The 16,145-nt window shown below is 38.9% G+C and carries 14 protein-coding genes; 7 read left to right on the top strand and 7 right to left on the bottom strand.

Features of this window, described 5'->3' with window-relative positions; all coding sequences use genetic code 11:
- Window positions 1–8: 8 nt before the first annotated feature.
- From JF53_RS07905 to JF53_RS07895, 3 genes are all read right to left on the bottom strand, one after another.
- Window positions 9–1,184, bottom strand: coding sequence for a PstS family phosphate ABC transporter substrate-binding protein (locus tag JF53_RS07905; RefSeq protein ID WP_047982467.1), 1,176 nt, complete (start codon window positions 1,182–1,184; stop codon window positions 9–11).
- A gap of 231 nt (window positions 1,185–1,415) precedes the next feature.
- On the bottom strand, window positions 1,416–2,912 hold the full coding sequence (locus JF53_RS07900; RefSeq protein WP_047982468.1) for an alpha-amylase family glycosyl hydrolase: 1,497 nt from the start codon (window positions 2,910–2,912) through the stop codon (window positions 1,416–1,418).
- Window positions 2,913–3,011: 99 nt separating this feature from the next.
- On the bottom strand, window positions 3,012–3,380 hold the full coding sequence (locus tag JF53_RS07895) for a YisL family protein (protein WP_047982469.1): 369 nt from the start codon (window positions 3,378–3,380) through the stop codon (window positions 3,012–3,014).
- 230 nt (window positions 3,381–3,610) lie between these two features.
- Between JF53_RS07895 and JF53_RS07890 the strand changes: the two genes are divergently transcribed.
- A complete protein-coding gene (locus JF53_RS07890; RefSeq protein ID WP_047982470.1) occupies window positions 3,611–4,807 on the top strand; it encodes an ornithine--oxo-acid transaminase in 1,197 nt (398 codons plus the stop codon).
- 77 nt (window positions 4,808–4,884) lie between these two features.
- Here the strand turns inward: JF53_RS07890 and JF53_RS07885 are convergent, their stop codons facing one another.
- A complete protein-coding gene (locus JF53_RS07885) occupies window positions 4,885–5,451 on the bottom strand; it encodes a CBO0543 family protein (RefSeq protein ID WP_053072021.1) in 567 nt (188 codons plus the stop codon).
- A gap of 78 nt (window positions 5,452–5,529) precedes the next feature.
- Window positions 5,530–6,720, bottom strand: coding sequence for a DUF2157 domain-containing protein (locus JF53_RS07880; RefSeq protein WP_047982471.1), 1,191 nt, complete (start codon window positions 6,718–6,720; stop codon window positions 5,530–5,532).
- Window positions 6,721–6,812: 92 nt separating this feature from the next.
- Between JF53_RS07880 and JF53_RS07875 the strand changes: the two genes are divergently transcribed.
- The 6 genes from JF53_RS07875 to JF53_RS07850 all read left to right on the top strand — a co-directional run bounded on the left by JF53_RS07875 (window position 6,813) and on the right by JF53_RS07850 (window position 8,834).
- Window positions 6,813–7,025 carry a spore germination protein gene (locus JF53_RS07875; RefSeq protein ID WP_047982472.1) on the top strand — a complete coding sequence of 71 codons (213 nt, stop codon included), beginning with the start codon at window positions 6,813–6,815 and terminating at the stop codon, window positions 7,023–7,025.
- 20 nt (window positions 7,026–7,045) lie between these two features.
- Window positions 7,046–7,258, top strand: a complete 213-nt coding sequence (locus JF53_RS07870) for a spore germination protein GerPB (RefSeq protein ID WP_047982473.1) — start codon at window positions 7,046–7,048, stop codon at window positions 7,256–7,258.
- A gap of 128 nt (window positions 7,259–7,386) precedes the next feature.
- Window positions 7,387–7,971: a spore germination protein GerPC gene (gene gerPC, locus JF53_RS07865; RefSeq protein WP_047982474.1), complete on the top strand. Its 585-nt coding sequence runs from the start codon at window positions 7,387–7,389 to the stop codon at window positions 7,969–7,971.
- Window positions 7,971–8,147, top strand: a complete 177-nt coding sequence (locus JF53_RS07860; protein ID WP_047982475.1) for a hypothetical protein — start codon at window positions 7,971–7,973, stop codon at window positions 8,145–8,147. Before gerPC ends, JF53_RS07860 begins: the two co-directional genes overlap by 1 nt.
- A 16-nt stretch (window positions 8,148–8,163) precedes the next feature.
- On the top strand, window positions 8,164–8,550 hold the full coding sequence (locus tag JF53_RS07855) for a spore germination protein GerPE (RefSeq protein WP_047982476.1): 387 nt from the start codon (window positions 8,164–8,166) through the stop codon (window positions 8,548–8,550).
- Window positions 8,551–8,615: 65 nt separating this feature from the next.
- Complete coding sequence (locus tag JF53_RS07850) at window positions 8,616–8,834, top strand: spore germination protein (RefSeq protein ID WP_047982477.1); 219 nt, start codon at window positions 8,616–8,618, stop codon at window positions 8,832–8,834.
- A gap of 53 nt (window positions 8,835–8,887) precedes the next feature.
- Here the strand turns inward: JF53_RS07850 and addA are convergent, their stop codons facing one another.
- Window positions 8,888–12,619, bottom strand: a complete 3,732-nt coding sequence (addA, locus tag JF53_RS07845) for a helicase-exonuclease AddAB subunit AddA (protein WP_047982478.1) — start codon at window positions 12,617–12,619, stop codon at window positions 8,888–8,890.
- Window positions 12,612–16,115, bottom strand: a complete 3,504-nt coding sequence (gene addB, locus JF53_RS07840) for a helicase-exonuclease AddAB subunit AddB (protein ID WP_047982479.1) — start codon at window positions 16,113–16,115, stop codon at window positions 12,612–12,614. The genes addA and addB overlap by 8 nt, the downstream gene beginning before the upstream one ends.
- Window positions 16,116–16,145: the final 30 nt, after the last annotated feature.

Genomic DNA, 16,145 nt, shown 5'->3' with positions numbered 1-16,145 from the left:
CCCTTTACTTATCTACCACTTTCAGAAATCGGTACATATCCTGTATCCTCAATAATAGATTGCCCCTCATCAGAGAGTATCCAATCAATAAATGGCTCCACATTCGGATTATCACTACCTGCAGTGACAACATAGAATTCAGATGTTAACGGATATTCTCCACTTCTGATTGTTTCAACAGTAGGTTGGACTCCATCAATCGCTAAATGGCGAATCAAATTATTTCGGAGCATTTCATTGGAGAAAAATCGGAACGTATAACCAATTGCGTTCTTATAATTTTTGTACGCAGCCGTTTCCTCAATGATACCTTCCATCAAGTTGACAACATCTTCATGCGGAGCCTCCATAATAGGTGTATTTCCCATTAACTGTTCCAGGGTCGTCTGGCTCCCACTGTCAGCAGGTCGTTGAAATGCTCGTATCGAATCATTCTTACCACCCACCTCACGCCAGTTAGTAATTTCACCTGAATAGATTCCTTTGATCTCATCAAGTTGCAATTCCTCGATAGGATTTCGCGCATTCACAAAAAACACAAACGCCTCTTTTCCGATTGGTGTTAGCTTTAATTCTATCCCTTTGTCCTCCGCTTTCTGTAGTTGGTTCGGGGACGGTGCAGCTGCAAAAATCATATCCACCTTACCATTTATTAAATTATCATAAGCATACGGTGTTTTACTCGACTTTACTTCACTGTCATAGGCATCATATTCCTTTTCTGGATAAGTCGCTTGCGCAAAGGCAGCATACACTGGGTATAACGCCGTTGCCCCATCCATTATAGGAGGATTTCCCTCTATTTTAAAGCTAGCAGTTTCATCTAGCTTAACTGCATTAGAATCCTTTGCAAAAGGTTGATATTCCGACAAGTCAACTTCAGTATTACTTAAAGTTGGTAAACCTTTTTCATAAAGATTTATTCCTTCATGGATTACGATAGAAAGAATGGCAATTACAAGATAAATAATGACGACTTTATGTTGTAATTTTCTGTTCATCACTTTAAAGAAACCATTAAAAATAGCAAATAATATTCCAATGGTAATGAATATAATAAAAGGAATATAAAACTTATAACTTCCAAACAGCACTATAATAATACAAGCAATAAAAGCAAAAATAGCAATAACTCCACTCACTAATAAAAATAATAGGATTCTGACGCCAATGTTTGCATTCATATTGTTACTCCTTTTATGTAATTGACTATCTGTTTCCATTTTACTTCCATCCACACTAATTGTAGCTAATTTTCAAAACAGTTACAACAAGAAAAGAGCCAGGGACATAAGCACTTTTGACAAGATAAAATTTGTGCGTAATACCCGCTTCGGGAATATACTCCGCTGAATTCATGCACTGTTCGTAATTTTATCGTTTCATTTTACTTATTTCCCTGGCTCCTGAACCAATTAATTGGAATCACGTTTCTTCTGTTTTCTAGTTAAATACACAATACCACTTATAAATAACAACATGACAATGATGATAGGTGAAATAAACACCCAGTTGATTCCAGAATCTTCTTCTATAATAAAGACATCCGCAGTCTCTCGTGCCAGACCTATTTTGTATTCGCCATTATCCAATTGACGAACAATATCATCACCTAGTAAACCATGTAATTGAAGTCCGTCATCTAAATCCGTAAGCGATACTGATTTTGTGACACTGTCATTATTGATTGCAATATACATCGTTTCATCCTGATACGATCGCTTAAATACACTCATTGCTCCATCTGATCCAACAAGCTTATAGTCCCCGTATTGTAAGACCGGAAACTCTTTCCGTAGAGCAAGCACCTTGGAATATACTTCCTCTAATTCTGCTTCACCACTATTAAAGTCAACCAACCGCTGAACTTCTTCTACCTTAGAACCATACATCGGAACATCAGAACCTTGAAAAACAGAAGGAACCCCTGGGCTAGTCAATAGATAGGTTAAAGCAAGCTGCCAAGTATTAACTGCACTTCTTCCGTTCTCTGCTGCCTTTTGAGTAAATCGTTCCATTGATTTATTATCAACATAAATTAATCCACCCTGGTTGTCTAAAGTTTCCCACGTGTTATAAATGTCTAACACTGGATTGTTTATCTGGGAAAATACATTGGCAACTGCCTCAGAGAATGCAGGATTTTCCACCACATCAATTCCAGGTATTGCAAGTAGTGCTTCTTGTGGTTCCTCACCTAATAAATCAGCGATAATATAAAGGTTGGGTTTGATTGCTTTTAATTCCTTTGTTAATGTTCCAATAAAATCACTTGAAGCCTCGTCTGCTGCGTGCAAGATGAATCCATCCACATTCGCTTCTTCTAACCAGAATTGTGCTACATCAACAAGCATTTCTTGGACCTCTGGATTCTCCTGATTCAAGACTTTCACATTGTCTAACCATTGTACTTGTTCTGTATCCACATCAGCATCCTCAACTATCCAATCTGCTTTTGCTGGATCTGATACAATTGGATGACTAGATGCAACATAATTGGTGACAAGCTCTAGCATCACCTTCATATCCCGTTTATGAGCTTCTTCTACTAAATGTTGTAGATCCTCCATCGTACCAAATTGCTCTTCCACTGTATAAAAGTCTTCAATCCAGTAACCGTGATAGCCATCACTAGCATTTGCCATAATTGGAGATAGCGATATACTAGTAAACCCTAAATCTTTTAATTCATCCAGTTTTACTTCTATTCCCTTTAAATCGCCGCCATGATACGCATATGGATCCTCTAGCCTTACTTGCTCACTAAATGCCTGATCACCATTATTAAAACGGTCAACCATAATATCATAAATAATTTCTTGTTGAATTGGGTTCTCTTCAGCAAGACTTACGCTCGGAAATGTAGATATGCTTAATAAAATTGCTAAAAAAAGTAATGCGATTTTCTTCATCCGTTTGCCTCCAGAAACAGTATTCGTCCTCGTTCAATTAGTTCGGGTCGTTACCAAATTGAAAAGCTATCCCACCATGATGGAATAGCTCCCCTAACCTTACATAAAACCGCCTGGCAATCGGAAAAATCCAAGTGTTAATGTAATCACGAATGCAACAATAAGTTGAATCCAACCAGCCTTTGCTGAATCGTTATCCTTTACTTTTCCTAATGTCATTTCCATAGCAGCAATTACCCAAATACCAGCTAACCCTTTAATAATTGCTTCTACTAGGTAAGGACTATTCCCGTTGAGATAATTCATAATCAGGTCTCCACCTGAATATAAAACTAACAAATAATCAACTCGTAGTATCATTTGCACAATTTTTGCAGCCTTTTCCTTACCTTGCTTATGTAATATTACTGCGATGATAAACAATATAAATGCCAATGCCCATGCCGTAACATGTAAATGCGTGTTCATAGTTTCCCTCCTGAAAATCCATAGTCTAACTTCAGTCTATACCATTTCTAACCTATCTTACCAGTATAATGGACAAATAACATATGAAAAATTTTTGACAATATCCCACCTCTTTATTCTCTTTCTCAATAAAATCTATTATAATAAATAAAAATGTATATTTATACACATAAGTATCTATTTGATAATTTCATAAGTTATGTTACATTTGCTAATATAGGAGGGATTTTATGGTACAGATAAGTGAAGCGATTATTAGCCAAACAGAAGCATATGGTGCGAAAAACTATCATCCACTACCAGTCGTTGTGGCAAAGGCCGAGGGTGTTTGGGTAGAAGATCCTGAAGGAAACCGCTATATGGATATGCTTAGTGCATATTCTGCCGTTAACCAAGGGCATCGTCATCCAAAGATTATTGATGCATTAGTTAAGCAAGCTGGGAAAGTAACGTTAACTTCACGTGCTTTTCATAATGATCAATTAGGTCCATGGTATGAAAAAATATGCAAGCTTACAAATAAAGATATGGCATTACCAATGAATACCGGTGCTGAAGCTGTGGAAACAGCCGTTAAGGCAGCACGCCGATGGGCATATGAGGTCAAAGGTGTCGCAGAGAATAAAGCAGAAATTATTGCATGTGAAGGCAACTTCCACGGGCGTACGATGCTTGCCGTGTCACTATCGTCTGAAGAAGAATATAAGCGTGGATTCGGACCAATGCTACCAGGGATAAAGCTAATTCCTTATGGTGATATTGATGCCTTAAAAGCAGCAATTAATGAGAATACTGCTGGATTCTTGTTTGAACCAATTCAAGGGGAGGCTGGTATTGTCATCCCACCAGAAGGATTCTTAAAAGACGCATATGACGTATGTAAAGAAAATAATGTTCTATACATTGCCGATGAAATTCAAGCTGGTCTAGCTCGTACTGGAAAAATGTTTGCCTGTGATTGGGAAAACGTTGAACCAGATATGCTTATTCTTGGAAAAGCATTAGGTGGCGGTGTTATGCCGATTTCTTGTGTCGTTGCCAATGAAGACATTCTAGGTGTATTCAACCCAGGATCTCATGGTTCTACATTTGGTGGAAACCCACTAGCTTGTGCCGTTTCCGTTGCTTCATTAGAAGTGTTGGAAGATGAAAAACTTGCAGAGCGCTCACTGGAACTTGGGAACTACATGATGGAAGAACTTAGAATGATCAATAATCCTAAAATTAAAGAAGTACGTGGCAAAGGATTATTTGTTGGCGTAGAGTTGACCGAATCAGCTCGCCCGTATTGTGAAGCATTAAAAGAAAAGGGCCTACTATGTAAAGAAACACATGAGAATGTCATTCGCTTTGCCCCACCACTAATCATCGATAAACAAGATTTAGATTGGGCAATTGGACATATTAAGGAAGTATTACAAGGTTAAGCCAAAATAGTACTAGCATTAAAGAAGAGGATGTCACAAGGGAAATACCTTACGTGACATCCTCCTTCCTTAAACCTTTATATCTGTTCAAACTTATTCACTTTACTTAACCGATGACAAGCTAAATAAATCAAGAAATAAATCGGTAGTGAATAAAATTTATTCCAGTGTATGGAAACATAAAAACCAATCCACTTAAAAAAAGGCTCTCCGACAAAGCTGCTGAAAGCCGCAAAGAAAAGCGCCTTCCAAAACGGATTAATAGCAGGCTTAAATTGTATAATCAACATAATCGCTACCGGTAGAATTGAAAAATCCCACGGCATATAGGATGGGGTTGACGGAAACACCTTACCCACGTAATACCATAAGCCATACATCACCCCAATAAAATCAAACCAAGAGGTAATAAATATTGCGCAAAGTCCCGCATACAGAAGTCGATGTGTGCTATCTTTTTTACGAAATAAAATAAATAGTATCCAAGGAATTACTGTAAACCCCACCGATAGCCAAAAATCCCAATGAAGAAACGTGTCCTCTAACCAGAGATTCAAATAATCTTTATTTGCGTTGGAAACCCGCTCGTAAATTTCACCGACTTCCTTCATTTTCTCTTCATCCACCAGCGAGAACTGATACATCTAATCAACCCTTTTTTTACTTAGTATTTAAAAAGGGTGCTATTTTATTTATACTTACCTGATTTTATTTCAAATCCCTTACTTATCTTCTAATCGTTGCCGACGAGATCTTTCCAGTAAAAAGCTTAAGACAAACAGGAGAATTCCTCCTATGATAAAGAACAAGGATTTATTAAGAGCGTCCCAAGCAAATTGAATATATGCAGTAAAAGTACTTAACAGGAATGCAATGGTCGCCAGCAATATCCGCTCCGGAACTTCTTTTCGGTACCCAATTATGAGCCACAAAACAGAAAACACAAATAGACTGATAAGACCAACAATGTCTGAAAAAGGAATGAAAGCGACTGGTAAGAACAAGATAAAATCTATTATTTCCAGTGGCTTACTTCGTATCGTTTTCATAATAATCCCTGCTATTAGCAGTACAGACCAGACGGGTAAGAACATATACTGCAGTCTCAATTCAGCCATAAAAAAACTATCCTCTAGTACAATGCTTTGAAACATACCTAGAAGGAATACACTAATTAAACTACTATATTTAAAACTGATATGGATTTGTTTTTTCGGAAATACCTCTCCAGCCAAATAAAGCAGCAGAAAATATATAACTAGCCAATAAAATTCTTGTTCACTTACTAATGTAAGCACAAGCATTTGAATGGAAAAACTCACGGCATAGATATAGCCGAATAAATAATTTGCCCGGTGGTATACGAAGTGTAAATAACCAAAAAGAAAGATTAAAAATAAGATAACATTAAAGGAATCAAACTCAATTCCACTAGCTATCTGCCCAATTGTTGTGATTATCAATCCAACACTTAGCATGAACCGGTGCTCGTAAACAAAGTAAAGTAATAATCCAACTAAGCTCCATATGATGTATGGCCATGCACTCGTCAATATGATGTCATATATGTTGATAGTCAAGAGCATACCAATCCCAAATAAAATATATCCTAATATGATAAAACTAATCCCTTGTAAGGTCGATTTTTTCAGGTACAAATAATGACCAACTAAATATAAGCTAATAAAAACAATACTAATTAAAACTACACGTGAATAATGTGGAATTTGTGCCCAATCGGATGTTATGAAGGTTATAAATCCTAGTGCTGTTAAAATCGTCGCAAACAATAGTAATAAAAAATTTGGGTCCTTTTTGGAATATCTCGATAAGATAGATCCTAGCTGATCGTCTGTGATAATTCCTTCCCTAACCCATTTTTCTCCTTCTTGTTTCAACTTATTTTTATTCATGGGACCACCCCTCTCTAAAAATTAGCATACCGCTTTTTATTGCTTTCAACAAATTTTAGCCCATACATAAACTATTGATAAGGAGGATTCATATGCCAGCAAAAGTTGGAGCTGTTAAAGTAAATAGCATCTCTTCATCTAGTATTTTTAATATTGGTGATGTCTATTCGATGAGCCCTACTAGCTCCGCCAAAACCTATGCTGGTGGTGGGTCTTTTAATACGGGGGATGGACTACGAATTAATTTAAACCATTCTAATACGTATGTCTATGACAAAGACCAAATTGATCAACCAACTGCTTAACAGGAACTGGAGTGATTCACATGAGGATAACCGTTCACCAATCCATTCATATACATTTTTTAAAAATTGGCTCGCTTGCCAATTCATCTGTGCTTCAAATTGGTAGTGCTGGTAGTATTCAGGCCCAATCTGACATTTACAATACAGGGGGACATACCGAGCTTGCAGAGGAAGCAGAGCCCGTTGGTCAGGAGGAATTACCACTGGTCCCACTGTTTAGTCCCGTTCAGTAGCACATTTTTTTCATAGACGCATAAGCTAATCATAGGTATCTGCCTATAAAAAAAGTAACGACCACTCTAGCCAGTCTTTGTGATCAGTGGTAGGAACTTTTTTTGATTTAGTAAAAGGGGAGCGCTGTATGAATATGTATGAGTGGAATCAATATATCGCCGAGCTTCAACAAATCACCTATCGCCAACAGGAACAGATGAAAAAACTAGAAGAAAAAATAAACCAACTCGAAAAGCAGTTACAAGAAAACAGCGGACCTTCGATTGATAAAATCGAATATCATTTTGACCAGCTAAAAATCGAGCGATTAGATGGCACGCTTCACATAGGTTTGTCCCCGAATGAACTAGCCAATATTGATGATTTAGGGATTCCAAATACCAATAAAATACTACCTACAAACACATTGAATCAGAAGCTACTACCCTCGTTAAATGCGTTTGTAAAAGAGCAGGGACCAGAAATGATACGCAGTTTTTCCAATCCGACTAGTAAACCAATCGATCAGCATGCTGAAAATGCTATGGTTGAGGACATCATCAAACAATTACCAAAGCGAATTGCTTTCTATGAAAATCAAGCAAGAGAAAAACACCAACTAACAACCCCACAGCAATTAGAAGCTTTTATTTCAGATCATATCAAAAAAGAAATCTATCATTCCTTACAAAAATATATGCAAGGTAATGATAGTCAAAAAGGAGAATCCTAATGTATTTTGAAGTGCATAATTGGGGATTAACGGTCGGTAATGTCTCCATTGAAGCAATTGCTGCTTCCTCCCTTTTCTTAATTGGTGATACGGAGGAAATTAAGCTTTCTTCCTTTTATGACACCCCTCCTGAATCGTATGTAGTTGGGAATATTGTTCCCCTATCACCAGTTTGATCGAGGTGTTATCATCATGCCAAAACGTTATGTGCACGTAACAGAAAGCGAAATTACTTCTATTGCCTTTAGCTCTATCTTCCAAATTGGTGATGCAAGTATTTGTCGTCCCCGTTCTAATGGGATAGCCATTCAACGCGAAGGAAATGTTTGGAACACGGCACATGATTTACAGTTTAGCGATTTCTCCTTGTTCCAGCTTCCTGCCCATTGGCTTGAGCATGAGCTTCCAGTAACCACTAATACTATCCATCATAATCCCCATATCGTTGTTGGAAATGTATCGATTATCGGGGTTGGTGAATCATCAATCGTACAATTTGGAGGAATTGAGTCCATTGACTCTGAATCAAGGCTAAAGCATATTCGAATGCTACAGGATGAAGATGATGACTTGAATTAAAAACACCATTTCCTTCTTCGTATCATATGGTAAAGTAAATTCTTTAGACTAGTAGGTGTATTTGCATGCCATCCATTGTTGGACCAATAAAGATTAATAGTGTTGGAGGCGGCGTTGTTAATTTTGGTGATGCCTTTTACTTGTCTCCAAAAAGCACCTCCAAAACCAATGCCGGATCAGGCTCATTAAATACAGGTGACTTTATCAACACCAATACCGGAATCAGTTCTTCCAATCCATACGACCCAGATATAAGTGACCAAAACCAAACTGCTAATGCATAAAGAAAAGCCAGGACAAAAGTAAACTTGCTAACTACACTTTTGTCCTGGTCATTTTACAGTTTTGGAACCTTAACTAGCAATTGCTTGGAAAAGAAATAGAGATACGTTTCCTGTACAGGCGCCTGCCAAATGGTTTCTAATGCATGTCGATACAAGGATAGCTGTACCTTATAGCGATTAATAAGCTTATCGATAACATAATCGGTAACCTCACCGGCTATATGATCTGTTTTATAATCTAGAATTATCCAGCCATCATCTGCCGGGATTACTGCATCAAAAACCCCTTGGATTAATACCTGTTCATTTGTTTCACTTTCCCAATTCGCATACACATCTTTCGCTGGTAATGTAATACTAAATGGGACCTCACGATAAAGTTTTTCGGCATGCATCATGTGTGCTGCAATCTCAGTATCTAAAAATATTTCGATGGAAGCAATATCTATTGAATCCGCTTCTTGTCTACGTAATATTTCACGCTCCACAAGACTTTCCACAAACTCCACAAGCTCGTGATAGTCTAATCGTCGATCAAATGGTAGATGCTGCATAACCGTGTGCATTGCTGTTCCCTTCTCTGCTGCTGATAACGACTTTTCCTTCTGCATAAAAATAGGTTTTTTAACAATTGGCGCATGGTTAGGCTGTACAAGCTGAGTTGCACTGTATTCATCCTTCATCTCTCGTTGCCTCTTAATCTCCGTTACACTCTGTTTTGCTCTTGACTGTGTTGCCTGTTCATATGGATAGTGATAGGAAAGACGTGCCTCAACAAAAGCATCCAGCTCCGGATTTACGCCTTCAACTGGTTGCCAGTATGAAACAGTCTCTTGTAAATTAACGTCTTCACTTTCTGTAGCTTCATCAATATTCGTTAATTCACTACCATGTAAAATCGTTACATCCCATTTAGATGGGTCGATCCGAATCTCCTCTAATACGACATCCTGTAATACTTCAGAACGAAGTGCATCTGTCTGATGGTGACGCAATAAAGCTGGTCCTACCCAATCTAAGTAAGATTTCGATTGAATGCGGAAATGCGCTGGTAAAATCCATTCTGAATGATCAAGAATGGATTGCCATTTCTCCTGTTTTTTCTGGAAGGATGCAACATTTCCAACCATCACTAGCTTCTCTCTAGCTCGCGTAAGTGCTACATACAAGACACGCATCTCTTCTGCCAATAGTTCTCGTTGCTTTTCTTCCTTGATGGCATGATAAAATAACGTGGAATAAGTAATCCGCTTTACAGGATCAATATATTTACTAGCAAAACCCAAATCCTTATGCAGTAAGTAATTTTGCCGTAAGTCCTGCATATTAAATTGTTTATCCATGGCACCGACGATAACTACAGGAAATTCAAGCCCTTTACTTTTATGAATCGTCATAATTCGGACGACATCCTCTTGTTCGCTCAAAGCACGAGCAGCACCGAGATCATCCCCACGTTCTTCCATTCGTTCAATGAATCGCAAGAAACGGAATAGACCACGGAAAGAAGTTGTCTCATACCCCCTAGCACGGTCGTATAGTGCGCGTAGGTTTGCCTGCCGTTGACGACCACCTGGCATACCACCAACAAAATCAAAATATCCAGTCTCACGAAATATTTGCCAAATTAACTCTGACAGTGCCCCTTGTCTAGAGGATAGCCTAAAACGCTCTAATTTTTCGATGAATCGGTTCAATTTTTGCGTTATGGTATCTTCGTTTCTGGCAATATATTGTTGGACTGCATCAAAGTACGTATTCTTGCGGTCCGCTAATCGCACCGTTGCCAGCTCATTCTCATTTAAGCCAACGATTGGTGATTTTAATACCGAGGCTAGCGGAATATCCTGTCTCGGGTTATCGATGACCTTCAGTAAATTCAACATAATTTGTACTTCAATCGCTTCAAAATACCCCGTCGATAATTCCGCATATACCGGTATACCCTGCTTCTTCAATTCCTCCACAATAGTTGGTGCCCAGGTCATAGAACGAAGCAAAATGACAATATCACGGTATTGTACATCACGCTGTGTTTCGGTTGCTTTATCAACAACCTGAAGTGGTGTTGCTTCCCCGTGACCAATCCACTGCTTTATCCGCTTCGCATATGCCCTTGCTTCAAGTTGGGCATTCTCCAGATCCTGATAATTTTCTTCCGTATCCTCTTCTGACTCCTTCTGGGCTTCCGGTTGTTCTCGATCAATTAGTAGTAATTCTGGATTTGGTTCTTGTAAGGCTAATGAATCATACATTTTATTGGCATACCGTAATTCTGCATCGCGATCATAATCGATATCACCTAAGGCTTCATCTAAAATTTGCCTAAATATATAATTAGCTCCGATTAACACTAGCTCCCTGCTTCGAAAATTACTTGCTAAGTCTATACGCGTTGCCACATGGTCTTCTTTGGCAAACCGCTTATATTTTTCAATAAATAGGGAAGGCTCAGCATGCCTAAAGCGATAGATGCTTTGCTTTACATCCCCAACCATAAACATATTACCTGGTCCAGTTCGATCACTAATTAGGGTAAGAATGGTTTCCTGCACCAGGTTCGTATCCTGGTACTCATCCACTAATAATTCACTAAATTGCTTGCGCAAATTTTTAGCGATTGTTGAAGGCTGTGGTTCTATGAGTGTAGACGATTCATCCATTAAAATTTGCAAACATAAATGCTCTAAATCAGAAAAGTCCACAACTGCTTTTTCACGCTTAGCTTCAGTAAATCGTTGCATGAAATCCTTCACAATTTCTGTCAAAGATTTAACAATAGGGGCTATTTCCCGCATATCCTCCACATGTGATGAAAGGTTTCGGTTAAACCAGTTATTTCTCATTTTTTCCCATCGTTTTTTATAGCCATCTCGAAGCGTCTTTACTTTCGTCTTCTTATCCTCATTACACTCTTGCTTTTTAGAAGCCAATCTAGGGAAAGTTTGACTGCTCATATATTGTTGGAGTTCTTCCCAATCGTCAAGTACTGCCCCTGCTCCACGAAGTATTTCCGCATCTGCCTCGATTGTTTCTGTATACCCATATGGGCCATCATTCTCACGTGTTACTGTTAAGGCAAGCTTAATTTCCTGTTCAATGGCTTTGAAATTGTCCTGAACCTCTCGTTTAATAATCGCTAACCAGGACAAATCTTCCTCTTGCCAATCATCTGGTACTACGTAAACTTCTGCTAGCTTATCTAGCCAAGCACTTGGCCAAGGGTTTTGCATGGCAAAAGTATAAAGAGATAGCACGAGTTTTTCCACGTCGACATCATTTCTGTCACCTGAAAATCGGTCAACCACTTGGAAAAACCTTTCTTGTTCCTCTCCTTCTCTACCATACCAGTCCTCAAATAATTCATCTAATACATCCTGCTGCATCAAATCGGCTTCCATATCATTGGCGATTCGGAACCCTGGATCAATATCAAGTAAGTATGCATACTGCTTCACCACATCTAAGCAAAAGGAGTGCAAGGTGGAAATCGATGCCCGTTGCAATAACGATAGCTGTTTCTTTAAATGCACGGAAGACGGATCTTGCTGTAATGCTTTCTCCAATGCTTGTCCTACACGATTACGCATTTCCTGTGCGGCTGCATTTGTAAAGGTAACGACAAGAAGTGAGTCAATATCAACTGGATTCTCTTGCTTGAGCAGCTTTTGAATGATTCGTTCAACTAGAACTGCAGTCTTTCCTGACCCAGCCGCTGCAGCAACTAAAATATCACTACCTTCTGTATAGATGGCCGCTTCCTGCTCCCTCGTCCATTTAACCAATGCTATCTCCTCCCTTCTCTCTGATTTTCATAAGCACTTCTTCCTCTTTCAGTTCTGGTAATTTACGAAAACTATTTGAATCAAGTGATGTATCAAATTGACATACCGAAAGAAATGGACAGTGCGTACAAGCGACTTGTTGCTTTCGTTGATATGGATTTAAGTGAACAGCACCTTCTGTCATATCTATCCCAGCATTCATCATAAGCTGGTGAATATGTTGTTGAAGACTAGTGAAGGTTTCTTCACTAGCTATCTTTGAATTTTTACTAAAGTCACCATCTTTTTTAATTCCTGCAGGGATGATTTGACTCGTTCCAGATTCTAGCGACGTGTCCATTAACTGTATGACTTGCTCTTGATTTATTAATAATCCCTGCATCTTATAGCTTTTAAAAATTTCTTCTTCTAGTTGTTCATCAGTCATATTTTGCGTACCGGAAATCATCGGATTATGGACATGGAAATACAACACACCCGCTGGGGTTGCTTTTTTTCCTAACCAGCGCTCTGATTGGGATAGAACTACATCCAAATACGTGAGCATTTGTAAGGCAAGCCCATAATAGACCTCTACCATGTCCAGACCTCTTGCACTTGATTTATAATCAATTATTCGTAAATAGAGATCCTCTTCATTGATTGCTTTATCGACTCGGTCAATTCGACCGCGAAGCATAATTTCATACCCATTTGGCAGCTGTAAGGTCACCGGCTCAAGCTTGTCTCGCTTCGAGCCAAACCCTAGCTCTAATCCAACAGGTGAAAACTGACTTAATCTCGCTTGTTCACTTAGGACATAAGCCGCACGAGCAATAACTTTTTGTAGCTTATGCTGAATGTATTGATAGCGATTGGAACTATGCAAAATCTGGTGTTGTAAAATTGGAGCGAGCGTTGTTACCGCCCGTTCTGCATAAGCATCCGTTTCCTGCCTCGTTAAGTGGGCAAAGTCCTTCCCTTCTGCTTGAATCCATTCCGTCATAATCCGTAATGCTTCATGGAACAGATTTCCAATATCCGGTGCATCTAGCTTATATGTTTTTCGTTCATCTAAGCCGAGACTATATTTCGCAAAATGCTGGTAGGAACAGCGATAATAGGTTTCCAATCGGGAGACACTTGCTAAAACCTGCTTTGGATATAACTTTTCTACCGTATCCGCTTCAATAGCAGAAGGTGTGTTTTTATAGAACAGACTTTGTAATATCGTATAGGTGGTGCCGTATTTTTTATGATTTTCCATATACCAATTCAATACATTCCACCAGATTGGTTTAACTGGATACCCTTTTCTACTTCTTGCAAGCTGTGCCGTTAAAGCGGATCTCGTTTTAATAGGTGATGTGATAAAGCGATCTGCTTCATATAATTCATCCGGATCCTGTAACAACATCCGCTCTTTACATGCTGGGAACATTTCTTGAACTCGTTTAATGAGCTGTGACGGCATTTTTGCCTTGCCTTCCTCATCACTTAACGGATAACTAATCCACATATAATCAGACGCCGCCGAAAAGGCTAAATACATATAAAACCAATCATCTAGCAATTGACGCTTACTCGTATCAGCAAGCTTCATTCCATGGGTTGCTAACAGCTCTCGTTCCGTTTCATTAATCATTCCGTCTGCTGGCGGTTTTAACGGCCACACACCATCATTTACCCCAACTAAAAAGGAGCATTTAATTCCACTAATACGTGAACGATCAATGGTCCCGACGATAACATGATCAATACTTGGTGGTACATGGGAGAATTTCAATGTCTCTAGTCCAGCATCAAGCGTCGCACGAAATGCTGGTAACATCATTTCCTCCTCACCAGCTATTTCTACCATTTCATCAAATAAATTGATGATACCGTTCCAAACTTGTTCCTGCTCTCTCCCTTTTGATAATTGACCATTTTCATCAAAAATGGCTCGCATCTGTTCCAGTCGCGCAGGAGCGTGAATATGCTCTAGTAGGGTATAGGTAATCTCACAAAGCGCTTGAATAGTCGAAGCCGCTCTAATTTGCTCATCAAAGGTAGCAAGTGCAGCAACAACTTGTCTACGGTAATGATTAATACGTATTTGCATTTCCTTCTCCGTGTCGGTTTGCACAGATTGGTCAAATCCCCGAAATCGTTGGAAAATCCAATCGGACTCTGCCATCCATTGCTTTTTCGAACGAATTCCATATTCAATCACGTAATTTTCAAGTTCATCAATCGCATCATTTGTTAATGGATATTCTTCATCGGATACTGGAACAAATCCAGTTTTAAGCATCCGAAATACTGCATCATAGCGCCAATTTGTGTCCACTACTTCTAATGCCGAACGGATAAATTCAATTAAGGCATGATTAAGCATCGTCCGTTTTTCATCAATAAATACTGGAATTTGATAATCCTCAAATATCGTTGAAATTAAATCCTGGTATGTTTCTGTTTGTCGAATTAACACAGCCATATCACGATACCGATAATTTTCTTCCCGAACGAGACGTAATATTTCCTGTGCTACTCCTTCTATCTCTGCACGAGGATGAACCGCTTCTGCTAGCTGTATCGGTGCTTGTCCCTCATAAACTTGGGCTGGTCGAACATCAAAATAGCGTTCAAGATGGGCAAAATACGGTTTATTGTTAAATACACCCGTTTCTGGGTCTAGCACTACTGTGTCCTCTATTGAAATCTGATTTTCCTCAGCAAGCGCACGCAGGACCTGATAGGTCTCCTTGGTTTGATAAAACAAATCCAAATCAGATAGCACTCCTGTTTCCATCTCATCCAGCGTAAGTGTAATCGTTACACGTGCACATTTCTTTAACAACGTTTCAACGACGATTAATTCCTTCGGGGTGAAGCGATGAAACCCGTCAAAATAAATTTCCGCACCGTTCAAGGAATCCGCTTCTTTTATTTTTTCAGCTAAAAGGGTTAGTTGATCCTCACTATCAATATAGGTATCCGCTAGTGATTGACCTAATTTTTCATATAGATAGTGGAGGTCTGTTAATTTATTTACTAGAGCTCCTTCGCCAGGCTCTTTATGTGCATATTGATTGATCTGATACTTTTGCATTAACAATGCTTCAGGTGTTACGTCATATCGTTTAAACTCCGTAATAATTTTTTCAAGCTCACTTAAAAAGCCCTGTTTTTCTACCGCTTTTTGAAAAACATGCCAGTCGTCTTCCTTTTCTTCAATTATTTTCCGCAGCATCATTTGAATACCAACAGAGCTAATAAATTGTCTCGTAGCTCCACCAGTTTCTTGTAAAATCAACCAAGCGAGCCTTGAGAAGCTCGTTACCTGTGTTCGAATACTTCCTTGGAACGCCTCATCCTGGAAAAGCGTATATTCTTGTTCGAATGTCATTTGATCTGGAACAATATAAAATATTGAGGCACCTCGTGGGTTTGTTGTTGAACTTTCTTTTATTTCGTTAAAAGCATAATTGCTTTTCTCTGTTCCTGCTCTTCCTACGATAAATCGAAGTCCCATTATGTATCCCCTCCCTAACGCGATTCTCCA

This window comes from Ornithinibacillus contaminans, assembly GCF_001038425.2.
GTDB lineage: Bacteria > Bacillota > Bacilli > Bacillales > Amphibacillaceae > Ornithinibacillus > Ornithinibacillus contaminans.
This window is presented reverse-complemented; position numbering and strand designations above follow the sequence as displayed.